Source organism: Wenzhouxiangella psychrophila (genome assembly GCF_042310375.1).
Taxonomy (GTDB): Bacteria; Pseudomonadota; Gammaproteobacteria; order Xanthomonadales; family Wenzhouxiangellaceae; genus Wenzhouxiangella.
Map to the genome: position 1 here is coordinate 528,336 of NZ_JBHJMQ010000001.1, position 24,099 is coordinate 552,434.

Below are 24,099 nucleotides of genomic sequence, written 5' to 3' on the forward strand. Positions count from 1 at the left end.
GTTAGCTGTGTAGTCTCAGCCGATGCAGCCGCTCGCGTAGCGGGCGGCCGAACCCCAGGCCGTCGAGCAGGGCGTCGAGCGCATCGGCATCGCCGCCGGTGCGCTCGAGCTCGCCGATATCGGTGAGCATCGGGACCTCGCAGTGCAGCCCCGTCAGGCGGCGCGCCAACCGCGCCGCCGGTTCGTTTTCCCTCAGTTTTTTTGCCAGCGTTTTTGCGCCCCGGATCTTCAGCCAGGCGATCTCGTCGAGTCGATCGTAGAGCGCGTCCAGGCTGCCGAAGTGCGCCAGCAGTGCGCTCGCCGTCTTGGGGCCCACGCCGGGTACGCCGGGGATGTTGTCGACGGCGTCGCCGGTCAGCGCCAGGAAGTCGGCGATCTGGTGCGGATGCACGCCGAAATGCTCGAATATTCCGCGGCTGTCCAAACGACGGCGGCGCGAGAAATCCCACCAATGGTCGTCATCGACCAGCAACTGGGCGAGATCCTTGTCGCCGGTGACCACGCAGACCGATTGTTTCCGCGCGCGGCACTGGCTGGCCAGCGTGGCGATGAGATCGTCGGCCTCGTAGTAGCCATCGGCACAGACGGTCAGGCCGAGCGCCCGGCCGAGATCCTGGCACCAGGCGAACTGGCGCTTTAGCTGCTCCGGGGCGGGTTCCCGATTGGCCTTGTACTCGGGATAGATTTCGTTGCGGAACGAGCTGGTCAGCGACTCGTCGAAGGCCACCGCCACGTGGCCGGCCTGCGTCTGCTCGAGCAGTTCGCACAGGAAGCGGGCAAAGCCATAGACCGCGTTGGTCGGGTTCCCGGCCGGGTCGGCAAAACGGTCGGGCATGCTGTACCAGGCGCGAAAGATGTAGACGCTGGCATCGACCAGGAAGACCGGTCGGCCGCCCGGCGTTTCGGGAGCCGATACCATTAAAAAGTTGCGGCCAGGCGCTTGCGCAGGACGCTGTTGCGCGGGAAGTGTGCGAGCAAAAATTCCATCTGGTCGGCCAGGATACGCCGACCCTGCAGGTAAACGTATTCGGCGTGTGTGGGCGTGAACGGGATGGCCAGCAGTTGCATGCCCGCTTCCTCGGGTGTGCGGGAACCCTTGTGATTGTTGCAGCGCTTGCAGGCGGTGACCACGTTGGCCCAGGTGTCGACACCCCCCTGCGAAAGCGGGTGCACGTGATCGCGCGACAGATCACGGTCGCGAAACTGCTCGCCGCAATACAGGCACAGGCTCTCGTCGCGGCGGAACAGGGCGCGGTTGGAAAGCGGCGGCGTATAGCGATCGTAGAAGCGGTGGGCGTCCGGATGGGAGCCGTTCGTGGCGATGATGGCGTTGACCGGAATTTCAGTGCGCTGTCCGCTGCTGGCGTTGATGCCGCCGTGCAGACGGTAGAGCACGCTGCCCAGGGCGTAGCAGACCTGATCGAGAACGATGAGGCGAACCGCATCCTGGTAGCCGATCCATTCGAGCGGCATGCCGGTCACGTCGGTTCGCAGTACTTGCTGGTCCAGGTTCAGCATATTGTGCTCTCCAGGCTCTACCTACCCAAGATGTTGGGTCGCGAAACCTGCGTTGCGACTATATCATCCGGATTTTGCGTGCAAATGCAACCCATTGGCGCCGCGTCGAAATCTGCACGGTTGTTTTGCTTTGCCGTTCGGTCGATTCAGTTGAAACTGTCACCCGTCATACCAGTCAAACGCGGCATCGTTCGATCAATCAATTGCCACTACGAGCCTACAGGTCAATGATGAAAAACGCATTTCGGATTTCGCTTGCCGTCGTCATGCTTCTCATGCTGCGCGCCGTACCGGCGGCGCTGCCGGCCTCGGTCGACGGCGAACCGCTGCCATCCTTGGCGCCGGTGCTGGAGGATGTCATGCCGGCGGTGGTCAACGTGCACACCAGGACCCGCGTGCAGGTGCGCACCAGCCCGTTTTTCGACGACCCGTTCTTCCGGCGTTTCTTCGACTTTCCCAGCATGCCGCGCGAGCGGGTGCAGCAGAGCCTGGGTTCGGGGGTGATCGTCGATTCCGATGGTGGCTACGTGCTGACCAACAACCACGTCATCGAGGGCGCTGATGACATCGCGGTGCGGCTCGAGGACGGGCGCGAACTGGCCGCTGAGCTGGTCGGCTCGGACCGCGATACCGACCTGGCGGTCATCCGGATCGAGAACGACAACCTGGCCGAACTACCCCTGGACGAATCCGATCGCCTGCGCGTGGGCGATTTCGTGGTGGCCGTGGGCAATCCCTTCGGCCTGGGCCAGACCGTAACCTCGGGCATCGTCTCGGCACTGGGCCGGCAGGGGCTTCGCGGATTGGAATATCAAAACTTCATCCAGACCGACGCGTCGATCAACCCCGGCAACTCCGGTGGAGCGCTGATCAACCTGCGCGGCGAGCTGGTCGGCATCAATACCGCCATCTTCACGCCCTCGGGCGGCAATGTCGGCATCGGCTTCGCCATTCCCGTCAGCACCGCCTCGCACGTCATGGAACAGCTGATCGAGCACGGCGAAGTGCGTCGTGGTTCCTTCGGTATCGAGATCCAGGATCTCGACGAGGAGCTGCGCGAGGCCCTGGGTCTCGACTCGACCCGGGGCGCGGTTGTCACCAGCCTGGCGGAGGATTCGGCGCTGCGGGCCGCGGGCCTCGAAGCCGGCGATGTGATCGTGGCGGTCGACGGTCGCCCGGTCGAGAATGCCCAGGGCCTGCGCAATATCGAAGGCCTGCTGGCGGTGGGCAGCCGCGTGCGGGTCGAATACCTTCGCGACGGCGATCGCGATTCGGTTCGCGTGGTTATCGAGGAAAACCTGGACGAACGAATCTCCGGCCAGCGGCTGGATGAACGGCTGGAAGGCGCTGCACTGGCCCGCATCCCAGAGCGCGCCCGCGCCCGGGGTGTCCTGATCGAAGACGTGCGACGCAATTCCGCGGCGTGGAATACCGGACTGCGGCCCGGCGATGTGATCGTCGGCTTCAGTGGTGGAGAAGTAGCCGACCTGAGCGAACTGCGTGAGCAATTCCCGGTCGATGGCGGCTTTGCGCTACAGATCCGCCGCCGGGGCAGGGGCTATATCGTTCGCTTTGATTAGCACGGAGCGCTGTAAACCTACCTATCCGTTCAGCAATCGACGATGGCGGTCGATGGTCTCAGACGCTACCATAACGGACAAGTAGTGAGGGAGGCGGTTTGCCGATCGCGTCGACTCTGGACAGGCCAATGAGCCACAGGGAGGTATCGTCATGAACAAACCGCCATTTATCTTCAATATATTGTTCGCTTCAGTTGCAATGCTCGCTCCGATATTGGTTTGCGCCGAGGGGCCGGAAAACACGCAGCGTGCGGAAGTCTTGGACCGGGAAACGCAGAACCGCTCCGGGATGCGGGCGCACATCGATCCCGAGACCGGTGAATTGATCGGCTACCGGGCGCCGGAGGCGACGGATGCGCGCATTAGCGATCACGTCAGGAATGCGTTGAGCCGTTCAGACGAGGGGCTGGAGTCGGTCACGCTGCCCGACGGCTCGGTGCGCGTCGATCTTCAGGGGCGTTTCCGCCATCTCAATGCCGCGCGAACGGGCTCGGGTCACGGTCCCGATTCGATTTGCGTCGATCATTATTCACACCTGTTGGCATTCATTGCCGCCAGCAGTCCGCTCAAGCAGGGGGAGGGTGAGCCATGAGTCGTCCGGGCAATATGGTTAGCGTGATCCTGATCGCATCGGCCCTGGCGTCGCCCGCGCTTGCGGCCGAGTTCATCATCGTCAATCTCGACGATCCGAACGAGGGGCTCAACGACATCACAGCCGTCTCGCCGGAAGGCGGCAACAGTGGCACAACGCTGGGCGAGCAGCGCATGATGGTGCTGGAGGAGGCGGCTGCCCGGTGGGCGGAATTCCTCGAGTTGAGCGTGGATATTCGCGTCGGCGCCAAATTCGATGTTCTGGACTGCAGTGAAACAAGTGGCATACTGGGCTCGGCTGGGCCGGATTTTGTTGATCGGGATTTCACCGGAGCGCCGAACGCTGATACCTGGTACCCGATTGCGCTGGCCGACACGTTGCGGGGCAGTAATACGCTGGGTCCTGATCAGGAACACATTGGCAGCACCTATAACGTAAAGCTGGACGATGGGGACTCGGCATGCCTCGGGGGAGCGACCTGGTATTACGGTCTGGACGGCAATGTGCCCTCCGGAGAAATTCCCCTGTTTCCGGTCGTGCTGCACGAGTTGGGGCACGGGCTCGGATTTACGACCTTCGTCGATCTGGAGAACGGCACGAAGTTCAATGGTGACGACGATGTGTTCATGCAGTTCCTGCGCGATCAGGAAACGGGCAAGCAATGGCCAACTATGACGGATCAGGAGCGCGCGGATTCCGCCCTCAATAATCCCGAAGTAGTCTGGACCGGCTCGAACGTGGATGAACAGTCCGATATCGTCACCGCGTCGGCCGCATTCAATGGCGGGTTACTGCGTATGCATGCTCCGGATCCGTTGGAGGGTGGTTCGTCCATATCGCATTGGACAACCGATGCCGATCCAGCGCTTCTAATGGAGCCAGTGATTGACGGCAGTCTCTGGGACCAAGTCGACCTCACTCCCGCCTTGCTCGAGGACATTGGATGGCCTGTCAGAGTGTTGAGCCTCATCTTCGAGGACCGCTTCGAAAATTGATAAAACGCTGTGGAAGTGAAGTTGATCTTGTGATTGGGTCGGAAAGATTCTGCTAACTTGTAGCGTCTGTCATCCGGATTGTCTGTGGCCCATATGGCCGACATGCCAAGCATCAGCCGAGATTCTGAACGGGCGGAGCATCTTATTGCCGCCGGCGACTGGCGACTCGATCATGCTTCCAACCTGGAACGTATTATTTCCGGTGTAAGCGGTGAAGCTCGCGTCGTCGATGCCCGAGGGATCGAGCGCCTTGACGCGGCTGGTGCCTTTTTGCTGCTGCGCGCCGCCCGCAGCCTTTCTCTCAAGCCCGGCGATATCGAGTTGCGCGAGGAGCACCGGCCGCTTTTCGATGTAATTGTCGCCGCGCTGGAAGGCGAGAGCGAACGCGAAACCGAGCCGCCGCCCTTGTGGCGCGAGTGGCTGGGGGGAATCGGGCTGGTTGTTGCCGGAGCGGGCGGTAATCTGCGCTTGCTGGTCGGCTTTCTCGGGTTGGCGTTAAGCCGTCTGGTGACAACCCTGTTCCGGCCGTCGCAATGGCGCGTGACTGCAACCCTTTTTCACATGCAGCAGACCGGGCTCAACGCCCTGCCGCTGACCGCGCTGCTGGCTTTCCTGGTGGGCGCTGTGGTGGCTTATCTTGGCGCGACGGTGCTGCGCGATTTCGGCGCCGAACTGTTTGTCGTCGACCTGATTACCTATGCCTTCCTGCGCGAGTTCGGGGTGTTGCTCACCGCCGTCCTTCTGGCCGGGCGGACTGCCAGCGCGTTCGCCGCCCAGATCGGTACCATGAAGTCGCGCGAGGAAATCGACGCGATGCGCACCCTCGGCCTCGATCCCGTGGTGCTGCTGGTTTTACCGCGGTTGCTGGCCCTGGTGATCATGTTGCCGATTCTGGCGCTGCTGGCCACGATTGCCGGCTTTGCCGGTGGTCTGGCGGTTTCCGCTCTGGCGCTGGGCCTCGAGCCGGACATGTTTCTCACGCGCATGCGCGAAGTCGTCACCCTGCAGCACTACCTGGTCGGCCTGTCCAAGGCGCCGCTGTTCGCCGCCACGATTGCGCTGATCGGCTGCCTGGAGGGTTTCAAGGTGGTCGGAACGGCCCAGTCGGTGGGTGAGCGCACGACATCGGCGGTGGTGCAGAGCATCACGCTGGTCATCATCATCGACGCGCTGGCGGCCATTTTCTTCATGGAGATGGGATGGTGACCGGGACGAATTCGCCCGACGACGTCGTGATCCGGGTCCGCGGCCTGGTCAATCGATTCGGTACACAAACCGTTCACCAGGGCCTGGACCTCGACGTTTACCGCGGCGAGATACTGGGCGTGGTCGGTGGTTCGGGCAGCGGCAAGTCGGTGCTGATGCGCGCCATTCTCGGTCTGCGTGGGCCCCAGGGCGGCACCATCGAGGTGCTGGGCCGGCAGGTAGACGGCAGCGGCCAGTCCCTGCAGGCGCTGCGACGACGGACCGGCGTACTCTTCCAGGACGGCGCCCTGTTTTCTTCGCTGACCGTTCGCGAGAATGTCGAAGTGCCGATTCGTACGCATTACCCGGAGATCGGCGACGATCTCTGCTGCGAGCTGGCCCGGCTCAGGATCCGGCTCACCGGCCTGCCGCTGAGCGCCTGCGGGAAATATCCCGCCGAACTGTCCGGTGGCATGCGCAAGCGCGCCGGCCTGGCGCGTGCGCTGGCGCTGGATCCCGAATTGCTTTTTCTCGACGAGCCGACGGCCGGCCTGGATCCAATCGGTGCCGCGGCATTCGACGAGCTGCTAAGCACCCTGGCCGACGCGCTGGGGTTGACCGTATTCCTGATCACGCACGATCTTGATACGCTTTACGGTATCTGCGACCGCATCGCCGTCATCGGTGAAAGGCGCATTCTGGTGAGCGGCCGCCGCGAAGTGGTCGAGGCGTTCGACCATCCCTGGGTCCAGGACTACTTCCACGGCCCGCGGGCTCGACAGGCAAAGCAGGCGCAAGCCGGAGAAACTTAATCGTATGGAACCGCGGGCCAATCACGTACTTATCGGAGCGTTCACGCTGGTGGGCGCCATTCTGCTCGTGCTCGGCGGACTGTGGTCGGCCAGGTGGGCGAGCGAAGAGGCCTGGCGGGAAGTGGAGGTGCATTTCCTGCAGCCGGTCAGTGGACTCAACGTCGGTTCGACCGTGCAGTACAACGGGATCAGTATGGGCAGCGTGCGCGACTTGCGCCTGTCCCCCGATGACCCGGGCCGGGTCATCGCGGTCATCCGTATTGAATCCCAGGTGCCCTTGCGTGAGGACACGACGGCAAGGCTGTCGGTCTCGGGCCTGACGGGGGTGTCCACCATCCAGCTTCGCGGTGGTGCTTCGGACAGCGCCCCTCTCGAGTCGGAGGCCGGTCGCGAGCGGCCGATCATCATCGCCGAGGAGTCGGGCCTGCAGCGACTGATCGAAACCTCCGAGGACATCGCCAGTACCGCCAGCAAGGTCATGCTGCGCCTGCTGGAGTTCCTCAGCGAGGAAAATGCCGAGCGCGTCAATACCACCCTGAACAACATCGATGCTTTCGTGGAGACCCTGCACGGTGAACGCGGACGCTTCGGAGAGATCGTGCAGAACCTGCACCGGGGCAGCGAGGAACTGGTGCCGCTCATCCAGGAACTGCGGGCTTCCGTGGCGGATATCTCGACGTCGCTGGAACGTCTCGAACCGGTGCTGGTCGATACCTTCCCCCAGGCCGCCGACCAGTTGCGCGATACCATGACGCAACTGTCGGTCACGGCCGGCCGAATCGATCAGATGGTGGCCCGCAACGAGGCCGCCATGGCCGGTTTCGGCGACCAGGTCATCACACCGCTCGGGCCTGCGGTTCAGGAGTTTCGCCAGCTCATCGACGAGCTTTCGAGCCTGACCGAACAGTTCGAACGCAGTCCGGCCGGTTTCCTGTTTGGTGACGAACGACCCGAGGAGTACGAGCCGAAATGATGTATCCCCTCAACAGACCGGCGGTCGTGCCGATTGTCGTGGCGATTGTCGTGATGATTCCCGTGGTGTTCCTCTCCGCCTGCGCGCTGGGCGGCGGGCAGACGCCTTACCGGCTGATCGCACCGGAGGTGGATCTCCCGGAGCCGGGACAAGCAGCTGCTGCCGACCGGACGCTCGCAGTCTCCAGGCCCGAAGCCGACCGAACCCGGGACTCGACGCGAATCCTGGTCCGGCGCGGCCGCAGTTTGATGCCCTGGAAGGGCGCGGCGTGGATCGACCGAGCCCCGGACCTGCTGCAGGGCCTTCTGGTCAGATTTCTGGACGGTCGTGTTGCCACGGTTGGCCGAACCGGGAGCCTGCCGGCGGAGTTCCGGCTGGAACTGGTCATGCGCCGTTTCGAAATGGTCGAGCGCTCTGGTGGGCTCGAGGCCGAAACGGTCATGGTGGTGCGGCTGTTCGATGCGGTCGGACGGCTACTGGCGGTCAATACGCTGGAAGGCCGGGTACCGGCAAGCGGCGAGTCGCTGGATGCTTCCGTGACCGCCATGGAAGCGGCCATGGGCGAGGTGTTCACCGATCTTTCCGACTGGCTGCAGCCGAAGGTTGCGAAGGATTCCGGTCAGTGAGAGTGCCACCAGGTCTGGCGCGGTGACGAATCTTCTCGGCCGCCGGGCGCGGTGCCTGCCTCGTCCAGCATGTCGAGGAGCGGGCGCAGCCGCTCTTGTAGCGACGCCAGGTGGGGCTTGACCCGATCGCCCTGACCGCGCTCGATCATGCGCAGGGCCTTTTCGATGCCGGGAGCCTCTTCCGGCTCAGCCCCGGGCATTACCGGGCTGGCACGACCGGCGAGGCCTTCCTCGAGAATCTGTGCGCCGTCGCGCCCGTTCGGCGGGGGCGGTGTCTGGACGATGAAGCCGGCTTCCACTTCGAGTATCTCGCCGTCGGGGCGCAGCCCCAGTTCGTCGAGATCGGGCATGAAGCGTTCCTGCAAGGTTTCCGCGCCCTCGGCGTCGGTCGCAGGAAGCAGGAACGAAAAGGTCTCGGTGTCGGATCGAAACACCGTGTCTTCACGCCGAACCCGGCGGCCAAGCGTGTCGCCGATGCGCTTGAGCGCCCGCGATGCGTGCGGTTCGCCCAGTTCCCCGAGGAGTGCCGTGAGACCGTCGAGGCGCAGGTGCATCAGCGTCAACGGCTGCTTGTGACGATGGGCGAAGCTCATCGCCTGCATCAGCCGCTCCTCGCAATAGCGACGGTTTCCGAGCCCGGTCTGGGAATCGATATGGTGGTCCTGCTCGAGCAGCCGCAGGCGCCGGGCGGACTGGCCGCTTTGCGCATAGGCCGAGGCGCGCGCGGTCAGTTCACTGGCCTGGAACGGCTTGGAAATGAAGTCGGTGGCGCCCAGCAACAGGGCATGCTTGCGCTTGGTTTCGCCGTCTTCCTCGCCCGTGATCAGCACCACCGGCAGATCGATCAGGTGGGGCTTGTCGGCCTCTCGAATCTCCTGCAGCAGATCGAGGCCACTCTTGCCACCCATGTGCAGGTCGCTGAAAAGCGCCTCGATGCGTGAGTCGGCCTGAAGCAGCTCCCACGCCTGTTCTGCCGATTCGGCCAGCACAAGGTCGAACTGCTGGCCCAGGATGCGGGTGGCACAGGCGCGCATCAGTCGGCTGTCATCCACGAACAGGATGCGCGGTCGGGACGGATTGGTATGCGTGACGGCGTTCATGCCAGTCATCATGCAATTGGTGTGCCATATATTTGATTAACTTGCTGCAGATCATCAAAAGAGCTGCCAGGAGGGCTTTTTCATGGTCGTCCAGCCCTGCCTTTGCCGAACCCGGGGTGACGATAGCGGTCAATTGACGGCACGCTCCGACAGCGCCGGGCGTGTGTCGGCTTGACTTGCCTTGAGGCGCGCCGGAGACTGACTGGTATGAGCTGGATGGGCCGAAAAGTCGATAACCTGGGCAGTGCCGTGGCCGGTGCCGGTGGCGGCATGGGGCTTTCCCAGGCTCCCGCCTTCACACAGGCGTACCTGCAGCGCCTGGGCGGCCATCTCGACGAGGCGCGGCGGACACTCGACCTGGTCGAGCGCGGCGTGCTGGTACCCGATCTCACGGCAAGCGAGCGGAGTCAGGCTGCGGCGGGCTTCGCCGAGCGCGTGGCCGAACTCGAGGCAACCTACGCTTCCATCGCCGAGGCCACGCCCCTGATGCAGCCCATTCTGATGATGCGTCATGGCGATTCCGAGATCGCCGGTCGGGCCTGGGAGGTATTCACGCCGGCGGTGCCGGTCGACGCGCCCTCCCTGATCTGGACCGGCCTCGGTGTGGTGGCCGCGCTTGTAATCTACGAGCTGTTCAAGTCGCCGGCCGCAGTGGTTCGGCGTCGGCGCCGGATGCGCACCGGTTGATTTGGAGTCGGCGCCGGACGTTGCCGGCGCTGCGCTATCCTAGTCAGCTTCGAAGCAAGCACCCGGAGTCATCATGTTCAGCGTTTCTCCCGATCGGTCCGTTCCCGTTCATTCCCTGGATCCCGAAGGCCTGGAAGCCTGGAAGAATTCCGCCGATGAAAGGACCCGCCGCTGGGTTGTAGCCAGCGGATTCCGGGCGAAGCCCGGTGAAGTCCTGCTCGTGCCCGACGAGCAAAGCGGCATCGGCCAGGTGCTCGCCGGGAGGGAACCGGATGATCGGCTCTGGGCCCTCGCAAACTTGCCGTCGGCCCTGCCGGAGGGAGACTACCGTCTCGAGTCGGACTGGTCGGTCGAAGAAAGGGAACGCGCCGCCATCGGCTGGGGCCTGGGTTGCTATCGTTTCGATCGATACAAGGAGATGGACAGGCCCGGCGCCCGGCTGGCCCTGGAGCCGGAGAGCGAACAGCGCCTTCGTGTCCTGGTCGAGACATCGGCTTTCGTTCGCGACCTGGTCAATACGCCGGCCATCGATCTCGGTCCGGCCGAACTGGCTGATACCGCGCAAAATCTTGCGTCGGAACACGATGCTGATTTCGAAGTCATCGAAGGCGAGCGACTGGAAAAGGAGTTCCCCGCCATCCACGTGGTCGGGCAGGCCGCCAGCCGCGCACCCAGGCTGATCCGCATGCAGTGGGGGCGGGAAGATGCGCCGCCCCTGGCCTTGGTGGGCAAGGGCGTGATCTTCGATTCCGGCGGACTCAACATCAAGCCCGGCTCGGGCATGGTGCTGATGAAAAAAGACATGGGCGGGGCCGCCCATGCCCTGGGCCTGGCAAGGATCGTCATGACCCTCGGGCTGGACGTGAACCTGCGCGTCTACATCCCGGCCGTGGAAAACGCCATATCCGGCAGCGCCTACCGGCCGTCGGACATCATCAATACGCGCAAGGGAACGAGCGTGGCAATCGGCAATACCGATGCCGAGGGACGGGTGGTGCTGTCGGATGCCCTGACCCTGGCCTCGGAGGAGGGCGCCGAGCGCATCATCGATTTCGCCACGCTCACCGGGGCGGCCCGTATCGCGCTGGGTGAGGATTTGCCGCCGGTTTACGGGCGCGACACCGGCAGCGCGCGGGCCATCCAGGACCTGAGTTTCGAGCTAGAGGATCCACTCTGGCACATGCCCCTGTTCGAACCCTATCGCCGGCAGATCGAGCCGGCAATTGCCGACATTTCGAACACCGGAACGTCCAACTTCGGCGGCAGCCTGACCGCAGCTCTGTTCCTCGACCACTTCGTCGAGGCGGGGATCGACTGGTACCACCTTGATATCTATGCCTGGAACCTGTCCGACCGCCCCGGGCGCCCGGCCGGCGGCGAGGCGCAGGGTCTGCGCAGCATGTGGCGCTGGTTGCAGACGCAGTACGGATGATTCATCCGGCCGTGAGACAGGTCGGAAGGGCTTCCCGGGCAGATTGCACGCCGGAGGCTTGCGGCCACAGCAGCCGTGTCGAGCGCGGCATTTGGCGTTACGATATTGCCAAGCGATACATTTGAAGCCCTAGGGTGCTATTGGAGGATGATGTGATGCGTTATTTCCTGATTTTCGTTGCCGTTTTGGCGCTGGCAGCCTGCCAGTCCGAGGAGTCCAGCGAGATCGAAGAGACCGGCGACGAGGCGGCTGAACAAGTCGAAGAGGCCGGCGAGGAAGCAGCTGAAGCCTACGAAGAGTTTCAGGAAGAAGGCGAACAGGCTCGCGAGGAGATCGAGGAGTTCGTCGAAGAAGGTCCAACGACAGACGAAGAAGCCTTGCATGAGCAGCTCTGGGAGCGCGCTCGTGAACTGGCCGAAGAGGCCCGCACAAAGACTGAAGAGGCCCTGGCTGCCGCCGAGGAAGAAAGCGGTGACGCCTGGGAAGAGACGCGTCAGGCCGCTGAACGGGCCCGCGAGCAAGCCGAGAATGCCTGGGAAGAAGCCAGCCAGTTCGCTGACGATACCTGGGAAGGCACCAGCGCCGAGGCGCGTGACGCCTGGCAGGAAGCCCAGTCGGCCTGGGATCGCCTGGCCGAGCGGATGGAAGAGAAATCCGACGACGGCGAAGAAGGCGACGAAGGCGACGAGCAGTAAGCCTCGGTGACGCCCCCGAGCGCGCCGCCCCGCACCGGGGCGGCGCGCGTTTTTGAAGCGACAACCAGCAGGAACCATTTCAACGGTGTCTGACAGCTACCATCCGGGCGAACTGGAGCCCGCCATTCGCCGCCAATGGGAAGAGCATGACGCCCACCGGGCCGAATCCGGCGATGGTGAGCGTTTCTACTGCCTGAGCATGTTCCCTTATCCCTCGGGCAAGTTGCACATGGGCCACATGCGCAACTACACCATCAGCGACGTCATCTCGCGCTATCACCGAATGCAGGGCCATCGCGTGCTCCAGCCCATGGGCTGGGACGCGTTCGGCCTGCCGGCTGAAAATGCCGCCATGGCCAACGGCGTGCCGCCGGCGAAATGGACCCGCGACAACATCGAGCACATGCGCGGCCAGCTCTGGCAGCTCGGCTTCGCTATCGACTGGGAACGCGAACTGGCGACCTGTGATCCCGAGTACTACCGTTGGAACCAGTGGTTTTTCCTCAGGCTGCTCGAGCGCGGCGTCGCCTACAAGAAGACCGGTACCGTTAACTGGGACCCGGTCGACCAGACCGTGCTGGCCAACGAACAGGTCATCGACGGGCGCGGCTGGCGCACCGGCGCGCCGGTGGAAAAGCGCGAGATCCCGATGTACTACCTGCGCATCACTGACTATGCCGACGAGCTGCTCGAGAGCCTGGACACGCTCGACGGCTGGCCGGAGCGGGTGCGCACGATGCAGGCCAACTGGATCGGCAAGAGCGAGGGCGCCGAGATCGAGTTCACCTGCGGCGACGAGACGATCAAGGTATTCACCACCCGCCCCGACACGCTGATGGGCGCCACTTTCATGGCCGTTGCCGCCGAGCACCCGCTGGCCCGGCAGGCCGCCGAGAGCAATCCCGAGCTGGCCGGCTTCATCGCCGAATGCGAGAAGGGCGGTGTGTCGGAAGCCGATATCGCCACTCAGGAAAAGAGGGGCATGGACACCGGTCTGAAAGCCGTACACCCGCTCACCGGAGACGAGTTGCCGGTATGGGTGGCCAATTATGTGCTGATGACCTACGGCGAGGGCGCCATCATGGCCGTGCCCGGTCACGACGAGCGCGATTTCGAATTCGCGCTCAAGTACGAGCTGTCCATCCGGCAAGTGATCAGCCTGCCCGACGGGCGCGATTACGACGACCGTAACTGGCACGACGACTATGCCGCCAAGCAGGGCCGCCTGGTCAATTCGGGGGCATACGACGGTCTCGAGTGGTCGAAGGCCTTCGAGGCCATCGTCGCCGACCTTGAAAAGCATGGCGTCGGCCGCGCGCGCACGCAGTTCCGCCTGCGCGACTGGGGCATTTCCCGCCAGCGCTACTGGGGTTGCCCGATTCCGATCATTCACTGCCCGGACTGCGGCGACGTGCCGGTGCCCGACGAAGACCTGCCGGTCGTACTGCCCGAGGAGCTCGTGCCCGACGGCTCCGGCAACCCGCTCAACCGTCATAGCGAATTCATCGATACCAGCTGCCCCGAGTGCGGGAAGGCGGCGAAGCGCGAGACCGACACCATGGACACCTTCGTCGACTCGTCCTGGTATTTCCTGCGCTACACCGGCCCGGACAACGACGAGGCCATGGTCGACGAGCGCGCCGACCAGTGGATGCCGGTCGACCAGTACATCGGCGGTATCGAGCACGCCATCCTGCACCTGCTCTACGCGCGCTTCTGGACCAAGCTGATGCGCGATGAGGGCCTGGTCAAGGTCGCAGAGCCATTCAAACGCCTGCTCACCCAAGGCATGGTGCTGGCCGAGACTTACTATCGCGAGGACGACACGGGTCGCAAGACCTGGTTCAATCCGGCCGACGTCGAAGTCCAGCGCGACGGCAAGGGGCAGGTCGTGCGCGCGGTGCTCAAGGATGACGACCAGCCGGTCACGCCCGGCGGCATCGAAAAGATGGCCAAGTCCAAGAACAACGGCGTCGACCCGCAGGAGCTGGTCGATACCTACGGTGCGGATACAGTTCGCCTTTTTTCCATGTTCGCGGCCCCGCCCGAGCAGTCGCTGGAATGGTCGGAAGCCGGGGTGGAAGGCGCCTGGCGTTTTCTCAAGCGGCTTTACGCGGGCGTTCAGGCTCATGTTGCCGAGGGCGCGCTTCCCGGCCGCAAGCCCGAACAGCTCGAGGGCGAGGCACGCGAGTTGCGCACCCGGCTGCACGAGACGATTGCCAAGGTGGGCGACGACATGGGCCGGCGCCAGACCTTCAACACGGCGATTGCCGCGATCATGGAGTTCTGCAACGAACTGCAGCGATTCGAACCCGAGGGTGCGCCCGGAAGGGAACTGGTCCAGGAGGCCTGGGAGTCGGTGGTCCGACTGATTGCGCCGGTGACGCCGCATATCGCCGAATCGCTGTGGCGTGACCTGGGTCGCGAAGGCCCGGTTTTCGCAGCGGGCTGGCCGACGGTCGACGAATCGGCCCTGGAGCGTGCGGCCGTGACCGTGGTGGTGCAGGTCAACGGCAAGGTGCGCGGGCGCGTTGATGTCACACCGGGCTCGGACCAGGAGACCGTGCAGGCCGCGGCCATGGCCGACGACAACGTGGCCCGTCACCTGCAGGACAAGACCGTCCGGAAAGTCATCCTGGTGCCCGACAAGCTCCTCAATATCGTGGTCGGTTGATGCGCATTCCCGTTCTCGTCATCCTGTCCGTGGCGCTGCTGGCAGCCTGTGGCTTCCAGCTGCGGGGCGATGCCCGGCTGCCTGGCTTCATGGACCGGACCTTTGTTGCCGTTGCCGATGACAGCACCGTGTTCATGCGGGAGCTCGGGCTGCTGCTGGAAGCCAACGGCGTGGAGCTTGCCGGCGAGCCGGGACCGGAGGCCGCCACGCTTCGCATCGATTCGCAGAACATCTGGCGCCAGCCACTGTCGGTGAGCGGCCAGGCGCGGGTGCGCGAATTCCTGATCGTGTTCGAAGTCAGCTGGTTGCTCGAGAACGTCGAAGGCGAGCAGGTGCTGGAGCGCTCCACGATCCGGCTAACGCGCGATTACAGCTTCGACGAGGGCGAGATCCTGGCCGCCCAGCGCGAGGAAGAGTTCCTGCGCGACGATCTCGGCCGGGCGATGGCGACTCAGTTGGTCCGGCGCCTGGAGGCGCTCGCCGGGACCAGCGGATGAAGCTGTTTCCCGAAAAGCTGCCGCAACGCCTCAGGCAGGGCCTGGATCCGGTCTACTTGATCGCCGGCCAGGAGCCCTTGCTGATCGAGGAGGCCTGTGATGCCGTGCGGGCCGCCGCGCGCGAGAATGGCGTGGGCGAACGCCTGGTGCTCGAGGCCGATGCGCGCTTCGACTGGAGCCAGCTCGGCGGCGCTACTGAAACCAGTTCGCTGTTCGCCACCCAGCGCCTTGTGGAAGTGCGCCTGCCGACGGGAAAGCCCGGGCGAGAAGGCGGCGCGGCGTTGCGCGAATTTGCTGACAAGGGCGGCGACGACATCCTGCTGGTCAAGTGCGATGCCTGGGACATGGGCAGCGAGAAGACTGCCTGGGCCAAGGCCCTGGACGCGACCGGTGTGTACGTACCCTGCTGGAAGGTCAAACCACAGCGACTGCCGCAGTGGGTTGCTCAGCGTTTGTCCAGCCGGGGTATACGGGCCGACCAGTCCGCCTGCAGGTTCCTGGCCGAGCGGCTGGAGGGCAACCTGCTGGCCGCCGCACAGGAGATCGAGCGCCTGGCCCTGCTTTATCCGGCCGGACAGGTCGGCCTCGAAGCCGTGCGCGCGGCAGTTACCGACAGTGCGCGCTTCGACAGTTTTCGCCTGATGGAGCTGGTGTTCGCCGGCCAGGCCGGCCCGGCCGTGCGCTGTATCCGCGGGCTCAAGGAGGCCGACACGCCCATGCCGATGATCGTCGGGGCGCTGGCGCGCGAGTTGCAGACGATCGGTAATTTCCAGCTGCTCACGCGTTCGCAGTCGGCGGGACAGGCCTTCAAGACCCTGGGTATCTGGAAGAGTCGCCAGCAGCCGGTGGCGGAAGCCGCCCATCGCCTGTCGCCCGAAGTGGTGCGCCAGACCCTGGCGCGCCTTTCGGAGCTCGACCAGCTGTCCAAGTCGACCGGGCGCGAAATGTTCTGGCTCAGGCTCGAACGGTTGTGCGTGGCGCTGGCCACCAATCGCCCGGAGTACAGCGCGGCATGAATCACGCCACGGTCATCTTCGGCGGCACCTTCGACCCGGTGCACTATGGCCATCTGCGCGCGGCCGCCGAGGTGTGTGAGAAGCTGGCCGTCGACGATTTCCGTCTGTTACCGGCAGGCATACCGCCGCATCGCGACTATACCGGGGCGGAGGCCTATCATCGCCTGGCCATGCTCGAGCTGGCACTGGCGCCGTATCCCGACCTCACTGTCGACGAGCGCGAGGTGCGCCGCGACGGCCCTTCCTACATGGTCGAGACCCTGGCTTCCATCCGCGACGAGGCCGGGCCGCGGCCGATCATTCTCTGCCTTGGGCAGGATGCCGCCAATAAGCTCAACGGCTGGCATCGCTGGCGCGAGCTCCTCGAACTGGCCCATTTGCTGGTCATGAAGCGTCCCCGCAGCCGACCCAAGTACTCGGGCGAAGTGGCCGAGGTACTGCGCGAACGCCGCGTGCGCCGAGCCAACCAGTTGATGGAAACCGAGTCCGGCCGGGTTTGCTATCTGGGGGTGACCCAGTTGGCCATCTCCTCGACCGATATTCGCCGGCAAGTGGCCGATGGGCGGGACCCGCGCTTTCTGTTGCCGTCGACCGTGCTGGCCTACATCCGCAAACACGGCCTGTACGGATACTGATTCAAGCTGAATGAGGCAATACTTTCGGTTGCATTAGTAGTGCTGACAAGGCGTAAAATATGGCTTGTGTTCAATCATGGATGATTCGTTGAGCGAAAAGGAATTGACCGACCCGCAGGACTTGCGGGATCTCGCCGTCTCCGTTCTGGAAGACGCCAAGGCCCAGGATATCCAGGTTATCGATCTGTCCGAGCGCAGCAGCTTTGCCGACTACATGGTCATCGCCTCCGGGACTTCTTCCCGCCAGGTCAAGGCCGCGGCCGACCGGTTAGTACAGCGCGTCAAGTCGCTTGGCATCCAGCCGCTGGGCGTGGAAGGAGCTGACGACGCGGACTGGGTGCTGGTCGACCTGGCCGACGTCATCGTTCACGTCATGCAGCCCCAGACCCGCGCGTTCTACAACCTCGAGAAACTCTGGGCGGCGCCTCCGGCCACCCGTTCCAGCGCGCAAGCCTGAGTTCGCCGCCGTCTCATGGAGTTGGTGGTTGCAGGTGTAGGCACCCGCATGCCCGCCTGGGTGGCCGACGGCTGGCGGGAGTATGCCCGCCGAATGCCGCCGCACCTTCCGCTGCAGCTTGTCGAGGTGCCGGTGGCCGGCAAGGCCGGGGCGGGGCGCGAGTCTTCCCTGGAGGCCGAACGCCTGTTCGGCAAGTTGCCCGAGCGTGCCCGCGTGGTGGCCCTGGAGATCACGGCACGACCCTGGTCGACCGAGAAGCTGGCCTCCCGACTGGAACAATGGCAGCTCGACGGTGATCCGGTTTGGTTCCTGATCGGCGGGGCCGATGGGCTCGACGCGTCGGTTCTCGAACGTGCCGACGAACGCTGGTCCCTGGGCCTGGCCACCTTGCCGCATATGCTGGTTCGCGTGTTGGTGGCTGAACAGCTCTATCGGGCTTCGACTATCCTCTCCGGCCATCCTTACCACCGCGCCTGAGGCACGGCGGGTTGGCTGGTTCGCTTGTTCGCTTGTTTGCTCGTTCGGCTTCGAACAAGGCGGTGTGGGGGTTTCGTGATTGGGCAACTCCGGATCGACTTGACGCATCATTCAAAAAGCCACTTACACTGCTGCCCAACAAGCGAACCAGCGAACCAGCGAACCAGCGAACCAGCGAACCAGCGAACCAGCCAACAAGCCAACAAGCCAACCACCATGAACACATCCAGCCGTCTGATCCTGGCTTCCGCCTCCCCCCGCCGCCGCGAACTCCTGTCGCTGTTCGAGATCGACTTTGACGTTCAGCCGGCGGATATTGACGAGACAGTGCGTGAGGGGGAGCCGCCGGAGGATTATGTACGGCGCATGGCGCGCGAGAAGGCGCTGGCAATCCACGACCGTGACGACGAGGGCTTTGTGATCGGTTCGGATACCGCCGTCGTTCTCGATGGCGAATGCCTGGGCAAGCCCGTCGACGATGACGATGCCCGCGACATGCTGGAGCGCCTGTCCGGAACGGTCCACCAGGTGCTCTCGGCCGTGGCATTGGTGGCGCCCGGTGGGCGGGTCGTCGAACGCCTGAGCGTTACGGCGGTCGAATTTGCCCGGCCGCCCGGTTCTTGGATCGATCGCTATGTTGCCTCCGGCGAGCCGCACGACAAGGCCGGCGCTTATGGCATTCAAGGGACGGCTGGCATCTGGGTACGTTCGCTTTCGGGAAGCTACACCGGCGTGGTCGGTTTGCCCCTGTTCGAGACCGGCGAATTGCTGCGTAAAGCCCGGTTCGTCGACTGACGCAGCGCACTGTCCGGAGGGCTCCCGGACGGTGCGGGTGCTATTCTTGCCGAATGTTGAATATCTTGAGCGGACTTCGTCGCCGTGAGTGATGAAATACTGATCAATGTCTCGCCGACAGAGCGGCGCGTGGCCGTGGTGGAAAGTGGTCTGCTGCAGGAGCTTTACCTGGAGCGCAGTGGCGAGGCCAGCTACGTGGGCAATATCTACATGGGCCGGATCGAGCGGGTGCTGCCGGGCATGCAGGCCGCCTTTGTCAATATCGGCCTGGAACGAACGGCCTTTCTGCACGCCTCCGACATGGTGCCGCGCCAGTCCGAACCGGACGAGAATGGCGAAACGCGACCCACTCCCCTGATTACCGAGCTGGTCAACCAGGGACAGAAGCTGCTGGTCCAGGTGATCAAGGATCCGCTCGGCACAAAGGGCGCGCGCCTGACCACCCAGCTGAGCATTCCGTCGCGCTACCTGGTCTTGCTGCCGGGCGTGACCAGCCTGGGTGTGTCGGTTCGAATCGAGGCCGAAATCGAGCGAGAGCGGTTGCGCGGTCTGCTTCGCGAGTTGACCGGTGAGGAGCCCGAGCACGGGTTCATCATCCGCACCAATGCCGAGGGCGCCGAAGCCGACGCCCTGGCCCGGGATCTCAAGTACGTGCGCCGATTGTGGCCGCGTATCGAGGCCGACGCTGACCAGGCGTCCGCCGGGCAACTCGTCTACGAGGACCTCTCCCTGCCTTACCGCTCGCTCAGGGATCTCATGCATGCCGGCATCGAAAAAGTGCGTATCGATGAGCAGGAGACCTTCCAGCGTGCCCTGCGCTTCGCCGGCGAGTTCTTTCCGGAATGGGCCGATCGCATCGAGTTCTACGATGGCGAAGGCCCGTTGTTCGATCTCTACGGGGTGGAGACCGAGATCGAGCGTGCACTTGATCGCAGCACGCCGCTGAAATCCGGTGGACACCTGACCATCGACCAGACCGAGGCGATGACCACCGTCGACGTCAATACCGGTTCCTACCTGGGCTACCGCAATCTCGAGGAAACCATCTACAAGACCAATCTCGAGGCGGCACAGGCCATCGCGCGCCAGCTTCGGCTGCGCAACCTCGGCGGAATCATCATCATCGATTTCATCGACATGACCGAGGACGATCACAAGCGCCAGGTGCTGCGTACGCTGCAGCGGGCCCTGTCGCGCGATCACGCACGCACGACCGTGTCGGAGATCTCGCCGCTGGGCCTGGTGGAAATGACGCGCAAGCGCACCACCGAGAGCCTCGAGCATCGCCTGTGCGAGTCCTGTCCGGCCTGTGACGGTAGCGGCAGGGTCAAGAGCGTCGACACGGTCTGCTCGGAAATCTTTCGCGAGATCATGCGGGCGGTACGCCAGTTCGAAACCGGGCAGATGCGCGTGATGGCCTGCCCGGTCGTGGTCGACCGTATGCTCGAGGAACACCACCGCTCGATTGCCGAGCTGACCGAGCAGCTGGGTACCAGCATCCAGTTTCAGCCCGAAGAACAGTACGACCAGGAACAGTTCGACGTGGTCCTGCTTTGAGCGAACGCCGCACCCACACGCCACCATCGAAGACGCGAACGTTCCTGACCAGGGTGCGGCAGTGGCTGGCGGCGATCGCGGCCGTAATGATCATTGCCACGGCCGTTGTCGTGGGCATCGGTCGATTGCTCATTCCGTACGCCGATGAGCTGCGCCCCTGGCTGGAGACGCAATTGTCCGAACGACTCGGGCAGCCGGTGTCGATCGATCGCGTCGAGGCACGCTGGCCGCGGCTGACGCCGCAGATCACGCTCAACGGCCTCGAAGCCGGCTCCGGCGACGGGCCGCTGCTCGAAGTCGCCCGGGCCCGGCTGGAATTGCACCTGCCGGACCTGGTGCGTCCGGATCGCAATCCATTCCGCTTTGTGCTGCTGGGTCTGGACCTGGTGCTGGCCGAGGACGAGGCCGGCCGCTGGGGTCTGACGCTGGAGGATGGTGCGCAGGTCACCGGACAATCGGCTGGCGGCCAGGCACTTGCCGGCGACCTGATCGTGCGGGACGTCAACGTCCGTGTTCGCCCGCATGAAGGCCCGACGCTTGATTTGGTCATCAGCGAGGGGGAGATTCGCCGCCGCGGCGATCGCACGGGCCTGGTGGCGCGGGCGCGCCCTGCTGCCGCGCCCGAGGCCGAACTGTCGCTGACCTTGCTGGGTACACACGCTGAAGGTCGTCTGCAGTCACTGTCCGGCCGGGTGGACCTGCGCCGCCTGCGCCTGGCCGCGCCCGGGCTCGAGGGTTTCCTGCCGGAATTCCTGCGTCTGCCGCCGGACCGCCTCGATGCCGACCTGGCATTTGGCTGGCACGAGGCGCACGGCGGCTCGGCGGACCTGGATCTGGAGTTGACCGGCAGTGACGACTTCAATGCCACCGCCGAGCTGCGCCTGGAGCGCCGCGACCGCCGCATCGATGCCGAAATTATTCGCCTGGCCAGCGGCGGGAATGTGCTGGCGCAAAACGTCGTTGTCGCGCAGGAAGACGATCGGTGGGCGGCTTCCGTTCCCGGCCTGGCACTGGCTGATATTCACGACCTGGCCGGGCGCTGGCTCGGCGATTGGCAGCACTGGCCAGGGTCGATGACGGGTCAGCTCAGCGATCTCGAAATGCTCTACGAGCATCCGGGCGCTTTTCACAGGCTCGGGGGTGCAATCAATGGCTTGAGCGTCGATCTGGCGGGCGACCGAATCCGGCTGGCCGATCTGGATCTTGACCTGGGCGTGGACGGCGATCGCGCTGCCCTGTCGCTGTCGGGCAGCCCCGTGATCGACTGGCCGGCCCGGATGCGTCGCACGATTCCGATCGAAACGATTTCCGGCCGGCTCATCGTTTCGGCGGGCGCGGTGCAACTCGACGATATCGTGGGTGAGCGGCCCGAGGCCGAGGGCCGGGCCAACGGCTGGGTATGGCTCGGGGGCGAGCGGCCCTTCTTCGACTTCACCGTCATTTCCGACCGGGTCGGTGCCGTCGATCCGCGTCCGTGGCTGCCGGCCGGAAAGATTCCGCCCAAGGCGCTCGCCTGGCTGGATCATGCCTTGCTGGGTGTTTCCGGGGCCAGCGGTGGGCTCAACTATCATTTCCGCGCCGGCCGCAAGTTTCCCACCTGGGGTTCAGGCGATTTCCAGGCCTGGATCGATTTTCGCGGGGCGGAAGTGGACTACTGGGAGGGCTGGCCGCTGGCTCGAGACCTTCGCGGGCGGGTCGACTTCGTCGGCCGCAGCATGGTCGCCCGTGTCGATGGCGGGCTTTTCGGAGACATTCCCGTATCGGCCGAACGGATCGCCATTGATGATCTGACCGCGCCCGAGATCGAGATCTCGCTGGCCGCGGACGAGGTCCCTGCGGAGCAGGTGCACGGCGTGGTCGCGTCCTTTCCGATCGAGGGTTGGTCGCGATTCGTCGACCCCGTCGCCGCCTCGGGCGAGTTGTCGGTTCAAACGGACCTGTTTCTGCCGCTGCGCCGCATGCCCGAGTGGCGAATGAACGGTCGCGTCACCCTCGCGGGCACAACGCTGGCCGTGCCGGAGGTCAACCTGCGGTGCCCCGAGTTGCGCGGTAGTGTTTCCTTCGATCGCAACGGCATTGAACCGGCGCAGTTGCAAATGGCGGGAACGGAGGATGGCAGCCTGGAGATCGAGGCCGGATTTTCGTCGCCGGCCCGACTGGGTGTGAGCGGGAACCTGCCGCTTTCACGCATGCTTCCGGATCGCCCTCCTTTCTCAGCGCTGGCCGATCGTATCGGCGGCGCCAGCCGGTGGCAGCTGAGTCTCGATGCTCATCCGGCCGGTGGCTGGCAACTGGAAGCACGGTCGGACCTGCGCGGGCTCTCGCTGGATCTGCCGCATCCGCTGAGCAAAACAGCCGATGAGGCGATGGCCCTGAATCTGAGTATGCTCCGGCAGGATGACGCGCTGACCTTCAGCGGCCGCCTGGGCGAATGGCTCAACCTCACCGCTGAGGACGTCGAGGGTCGCTGGCGCCTGGCGGCCGGTCTGGAGCAGGCGGCTCCGGCACTACCATCGAACGCGGGATTCGAAGTGGCCGGTAGTGTCGGCAGGCTGGATCTGAAGGATTGGGGCGACTGGCTGTCGAGTCTCTCGATGTCGCCGTCGGGCTCGGCCGCGACCGGTTCGGGAAGCATCCGGCTTCAACTCGGGCGCCTCGAATATGGCAAGTTGACCCTGCGCGACGTGGCGCTCGATGCGCGACGTGACCGGGCACAGTGGCAGCTGGCGCTGTCGGGGGAGTCCATCGAGGGTGACATCAGGGTTCCCCTGCCGATCGATTCCGGGCGCGTTGTCGCGATCGATCTGGAGCGCCTGGACCTGGCCCGCAGCCTGGCCGAACGGCCGGTTGAGGATCTGGCCAGCTCGCCGGTGCCGGCACAGACGAGTACGCGGGTGCCGACCGATTTCCCGCCCATTCATCTGCTGGTTGAGAACCTGCATGTCGGCGGGTTTCCGCTTGGGCTCGTTCGGATCGAAAGCCACGCACGCCGGGACGGAATCGAAATCGAGCGGATCGAGGTGGTCGGGCCGCAACTGGAGCTGAGCGGTTTCGGACGCTGGATTCTGGAAGACGCCGGGCCAGTGACCGAGTTCCAGGGGCGCCTCATCAGCACGGATCTACCGGCCCTGCTCGAGAGCTTCGGCCAGGAAACGCAGTTCAATGCCGACCATGCGCAAGTGGACATCGAGGGGCGCTGGTCGGGCGCGCCGGTCGATTTTTCCCTGGCGCGGCTCAGCGGCAACCTTCAACTGATCATGACCGACGGAAGCATTCCGGAAGCGCAGCCGGGCGCCGGTCGGCTGGTCGGCCTGATCAGTCTCAGCGCCATGCCGCGGCGCCTGATGCTCGACTTTCGTGATGTCTTCGGCCAGGGGCTGAAGTTCGATCGTATCGAGGGTTCCTTCGAAATCGACGGGGGCGTGGCCCGAACCGAGGGGCTGCGTCTTGCATCGCCGGCGGCCGATATCACGGTCAGTGGCCAGACCGACCTGGGCAGCCGGACCTATGACCAGACCGTCCTGGTCGAGCCCGGTGTGGGCGGTACGCTGCCTGTTCTCGGGGGGCTGGCCGGTGGTCCGGCCGGCGCCGCCGCGGGGCTGATCCTGCGCAGCCTGCTCGAGCGCCCGCTTCAGGGCATTGCCGAAGCGCGTTACCGGGTCACGGGCCCGTGGGACGATCCGAACGTCGAATTGATCGATGCCCGCGCCGCCGAGCCGGATGAAAACCGCGACGACAATGGGAACAAAAATGAGACTTCATCCGGGCCACCCGATTGAAACTATCCACCTGAGAC

Annotated in this window: 22 protein-coding genes; 19 read left to right on the forward strand and 3 right to left on the reverse strand. The window is 64.5% G+C overall.

The genetic code is table 11. The features are described 5' to 3' along the window. Position 1 precedes the first annotated feature (1 nt). Both ACDC66_RS02260 and ACDC66_RS02265 read right to left on the reverse strand, forming a co-directional pair. Positions 2–919: a 5'-3' exonuclease gene (locus ACDC66_RS02260; RefSeq protein WP_376695047.1), complete on the reverse strand. Its 918-nt coding sequence runs from the start codon at positions 917–919 to the stop codon at positions 2–4. Beyond that, complete coding sequence (locus tag ACDC66_RS02265; RefSeq protein ID WP_376695048.1) at positions 919–1,518, reverse strand: HNH endonuclease; 600 nt, start codon at positions 1,516–1,518, stop codon at positions 919–921. The genes ACDC66_RS02260 and ACDC66_RS02265 overlap by 1 nt, the downstream gene beginning before the upstream one ends. Positions 1,519–1,748: 230 nt before the next feature. Between ACDC66_RS02265 and ACDC66_RS02270 the strand changes: the two genes are divergently transcribed. From ACDC66_RS02270 to ACDC66_RS02300, 7 genes are all read left to right on the forward strand, one after another. Beyond that, complete coding sequence (locus ACDC66_RS02270) at positions 1,749–3,098, forward strand: Do family serine endopeptidase (protein WP_376695146.1); 1,350 nt, start codon at positions 1,749–1,751, stop codon at positions 3,096–3,098. A 289-nt stretch (positions 3,099–3,387) separates the two neighbouring features. Continuing rightward, the gene (locus ACDC66_RS02275; protein WP_376695049.1) at positions 3,388–3,690 is read left to right on the forward strand and encodes a post-PEP-CTERM-1 domain-containing protein; all 303 of its coding nucleotides are present in this window, start codon (positions 3,388–3,390) and stop codon (positions 3,688–3,690) included. Then, the gene (locus tag ACDC66_RS02280; protein WP_376695050.1) at positions 3,687–4,685 is read left to right on the forward strand and encodes a hypothetical protein; all 999 of its coding nucleotides are present in this window, start codon (positions 3,687–3,689) and stop codon (positions 4,683–4,685) included. Before ACDC66_RS02275 ends, ACDC66_RS02280 begins: the two co-directional genes overlap by 4 nt. Before the next feature lie 102 nt (positions 4,686–4,787). Further along, on the forward strand, positions 4,788–5,891 hold the full coding sequence (locus ACDC66_RS02285; RefSeq protein WP_376695051.1) for an MlaE family ABC transporter permease: 1,104 nt from the start codon (positions 4,788–4,790) through the stop codon (positions 5,889–5,891). Beyond that, a complete protein-coding gene (locus tag ACDC66_RS02290) occupies positions 5,885–6,682 on the forward strand; it encodes an ABC transporter ATP-binding protein (RefSeq protein WP_376695052.1) in 798 nt (265 codons plus the stop codon). Before ACDC66_RS02285 ends, ACDC66_RS02290 begins: the two co-directional genes overlap by 7 nt. Positions 6,683–6,686: 4 nt before the next feature. Continuing rightward, positions 6,687–7,655 carry an MlaD family protein gene (locus tag ACDC66_RS02295; RefSeq protein ID WP_376695053.1) on the forward strand — a complete coding sequence of 323 codons (969 nt, stop codon included), beginning with the start codon at positions 6,687–6,689 and terminating at the stop codon, positions 7,653–7,655. After that, positions 7,652–8,281, forward strand: coding sequence for an ABC-type transport auxiliary lipoprotein family protein (locus ACDC66_RS02300; protein WP_376695054.1), 630 nt, complete (start codon positions 7,652–7,654; stop codon positions 8,279–8,281). Before ACDC66_RS02295 ends, ACDC66_RS02300 begins: the two co-directional genes overlap by 4 nt. Here the strand turns inward: ACDC66_RS02300 and ACDC66_RS02305 are convergent. Beyond that, entirely contained in the window at positions 8,275–9,381 is a 1,107-nt protein-coding gene (locus ACDC66_RS02305; RefSeq protein WP_376695055.1) for a GGDEF domain-containing response regulator, read from the reverse strand. The genes ACDC66_RS02300 and ACDC66_RS02305 overlap by 7 nt on opposite strands. A gap of 207 nt (positions 9,382–9,588) precedes the next feature. On the opposite strand from ACDC66_RS02305, the gene ACDC66_RS02310 reads away from it, so the two are divergent. From ACDC66_RS02310 to ACDC66_RS02365, 12 genes are all read left to right on the forward strand, one after another. Then, the gene (locus ACDC66_RS02310) at positions 9,589–10,068 is read left to right on the forward strand and encodes a DUF2937 family protein (RefSeq protein WP_376695056.1); all 480 of its coding nucleotides are present in this window, start codon (positions 9,589–9,591) and stop codon (positions 10,066–10,068) included. Between the two features lie 73 nt (positions 10,069–10,141). After that, a complete protein-coding gene (locus ACDC66_RS02315) occupies positions 10,142–11,500 on the forward strand; it encodes a leucyl aminopeptidase family protein (protein ID WP_376695057.1) in 1,359 nt (452 codons plus the stop codon). Between the two features lie 155 nt (positions 11,501–11,655). After that, positions 11,656–12,195, forward strand: a complete 540-nt coding sequence (locus ACDC66_RS02320) for a hypothetical protein (RefSeq protein WP_376695058.1) — start codon at positions 11,656–11,658, stop codon at positions 12,193–12,195. Positions 12,196–12,280: 85 nt separating this feature from the next. Continuing rightward, complete coding sequence (gene leuS, locus ACDC66_RS02325) at positions 12,281–14,869, forward strand: leucine--tRNA ligase (RefSeq protein WP_376695059.1); 2,589 nt, start codon at positions 12,281–12,283, stop codon at positions 14,867–14,869. After that, positions 14,869–15,366, forward strand: a complete 498-nt coding sequence (locus ACDC66_RS02330) for an LPS-assembly lipoprotein LptE (protein WP_376695060.1) — start codon at positions 14,869–14,871, stop codon at positions 15,364–15,366. The genes leuS and ACDC66_RS02330 overlap by 1 nt, the downstream gene beginning before the upstream one ends. Beyond that, positions 15,363–16,382 (forward strand): DNA polymerase III subunit delta, encoded by a 1,020-nt coding sequence (holA, locus tag ACDC66_RS02335; RefSeq protein WP_376695061.1) that lies wholly within the window; start codon positions 15,363–15,365, stop codon positions 16,380–16,382. The genes ACDC66_RS02330 and holA overlap by 4 nt, the downstream gene beginning before the upstream one ends. Further along, entirely contained in the window at positions 16,379–17,017 is a 639-nt protein-coding gene (nadD, locus tag ACDC66_RS02340; protein ID WP_376695062.1) for a nicotinate-nucleotide adenylyltransferase, read from the forward strand. The genes holA and nadD overlap by 4 nt, the downstream gene beginning before the upstream one ends. A 76-nt stretch (positions 17,018–17,093) precedes the next feature. Then, positions 17,094–17,474, forward strand: coding sequence for a ribosome silencing factor (gene rsfS / locus ACDC66_RS02345; protein WP_376695063.1), 381 nt, complete (start codon positions 17,094–17,096; stop codon positions 17,472–17,474). Positions 17,475–17,489: 15 nt separating this feature from the next. After that, a complete protein-coding gene (gene rlmH, locus ACDC66_RS02350; protein ID WP_376695064.1) occupies positions 17,490–17,951 on the forward strand; it encodes a 23S rRNA (pseudouridine(1915)-N(3))-methyltransferase RlmH in 462 nt (153 codons plus the stop codon). Between the two features lie 216 nt (positions 17,952–18,167). After that, the gene (locus ACDC66_RS02355) at positions 18,168–18,746 is read left to right on the forward strand and encodes a Maf family protein (RefSeq protein ID WP_376695065.1); all 579 of its coding nucleotides are present in this window, start codon (positions 18,168–18,170) and stop codon (positions 18,744–18,746) included. A gap of 84 nt (positions 18,747–18,830) precedes the next feature. Beyond that, a complete protein-coding gene (gene rng, locus ACDC66_RS02360; protein WP_376695066.1) occupies positions 18,831–20,303 on the forward strand; it encodes a ribonuclease G in 1,473 nt (490 codons plus the stop codon). Further along, the gene (locus tag ACDC66_RS02365) at positions 20,300–24,082 is read left to right on the forward strand and encodes a YhdP family phospholipid transporter (protein WP_376695067.1); all 3,783 of its coding nucleotides are present in this window, start codon (positions 20,300–20,302) and stop codon (positions 24,080–24,082) included. The genes rng and ACDC66_RS02365 overlap by 4 nt, the downstream gene beginning before the upstream one ends. The last annotated feature ends 17 nt before the right edge of the window (positions 24,083–24,099 follow it).

What these genes read in the sequence shown, in the direction of transcription:
- ACDC66_RS02270 (WP_376695146.1), top strand. Translation starts at nt 1,749, where the DNA reads ATGAAAAACGCATTTCGGATTTCGCTTGCCGTCGTCATGCTTCTCATG.
- ACDC66_RS02305 (WP_376695055.1), bottom strand. Translation starts at nt 9,381, where the DNA reads ATGAACGCCGTCACGCATACCAATCCGTCCCGACCGCGCATCCTGTTC.
- nadD (WP_376695062.1), top strand. Translation starts at nt 16,379, where the DNA reads ATGAATCACGCCACGGTCATCTTCGGCGGCACCTTCGACCCGGTGCAC.
- ACDC66_RS02320 (WP_376695058.1), top strand. Translation starts at nt 11,656, where the DNA reads ATGCGTTATTTCCTGATTTTCGTTGCCGTTTTGGCGCTGGCAGCCTGC.
- ACDC66_RS02285 (WP_376695051.1), top strand. Translation starts at nt 4,788, where the DNA reads ATGCCAAGCATCAGCCGAGATTCTGAACGGGCGGAGCATCTTATTGCC.
- ACDC66_RS02300 (WP_376695054.1), top strand. Translation starts at nt 7,652, where the DNA reads ATGATGTATCCCCTCAACAGACCGGCGGTCGTGCCGATTGTCGTGGCG.
- rlmH (WP_376695064.1), top strand. Translation starts at nt 17,490, where the DNA reads ATGGAGTTGGTGGTTGCAGGTGTAGGCACCCGCATGCCCGCCTGGGTG.
- ACDC66_RS02290 (WP_376695052.1), top strand. Translation starts at nt 5,885, where the DNA reads ATGGTGACCGGGACGAATTCGCCCGACGACGTCGTGATCCGGGTCCGC.
- ACDC66_RS02315 (WP_376695057.1), top strand. Translation starts at nt 10,142, where the DNA reads ATGTTCAGCGTTTCTCCCGATCGGTCCGTTCCCGTTCATTCCCTGGAT.
- ACDC66_RS02275 (WP_376695049.1), top strand. Translation starts at nt 3,388, where the DNA reads ATGCGGGCGCACATCGATCCCGAGACCGGTGAATTGATCGGCTACCGG.
- ACDC66_RS02355 (WP_376695065.1), top strand. Translation starts at nt 18,168, where the DNA reads ATGAACACATCCAGCCGTCTGATCCTGGCTTCCGCCTCCCCCCGCCGC.
- ACDC66_RS02295 (WP_376695053.1), top strand. Translation starts at nt 6,687, where the DNA reads ATGGAACCGCGGGCCAATCACGTACTTATCGGAGCGTTCACGCTGGTG.
- rsfS (WP_376695063.1), top strand. Translation starts at nt 17,094, where the DNA reads ATGGATGATTCGTTGAGCGAAAAGGAATTGACCGACCCGCAGGACTTG.
- holA (WP_376695061.1), top strand. Translation starts at nt 15,363, where the DNA reads ATGAAGCTGTTTCCCGAAAAGCTGCCGCAACGCCTCAGGCAGGGCCTG.
- ACDC66_RS02260 (WP_376695047.1), bottom strand. Translation starts at nt 919, where the DNA reads ATGGTATCGGCTCCCGAAACGCCGGGCGGCCGACCGGTCTTCCTGGTC.
- ACDC66_RS02265 (WP_376695048.1), bottom strand. Translation starts at nt 1,518, where the DNA reads ATGCTGAACCTGGACCAGCAAGTACTGCGAACCGACGTGACCGGCATG.
- ACDC66_RS02330 (WP_376695060.1), top strand. Translation starts at nt 14,869, where the DNA reads ATGCGCATTCCCGTTCTCGTCATCCTGTCCGTGGCGCTGCTGGCAGCC.
- ACDC66_RS02280 (WP_376695050.1), top strand. Translation starts at nt 3,687, where the DNA reads ATGAGTCGTCCGGGCAATATGGTTAGCGTGATCCTGATCGCATCGGCC.
- ACDC66_RS02310 (WP_376695056.1), top strand. Translation starts at nt 9,589, where the DNA reads ATGAGCTGGATGGGCCGAAAAGTCGATAACCTGGGCAGTGCCGTGGCC.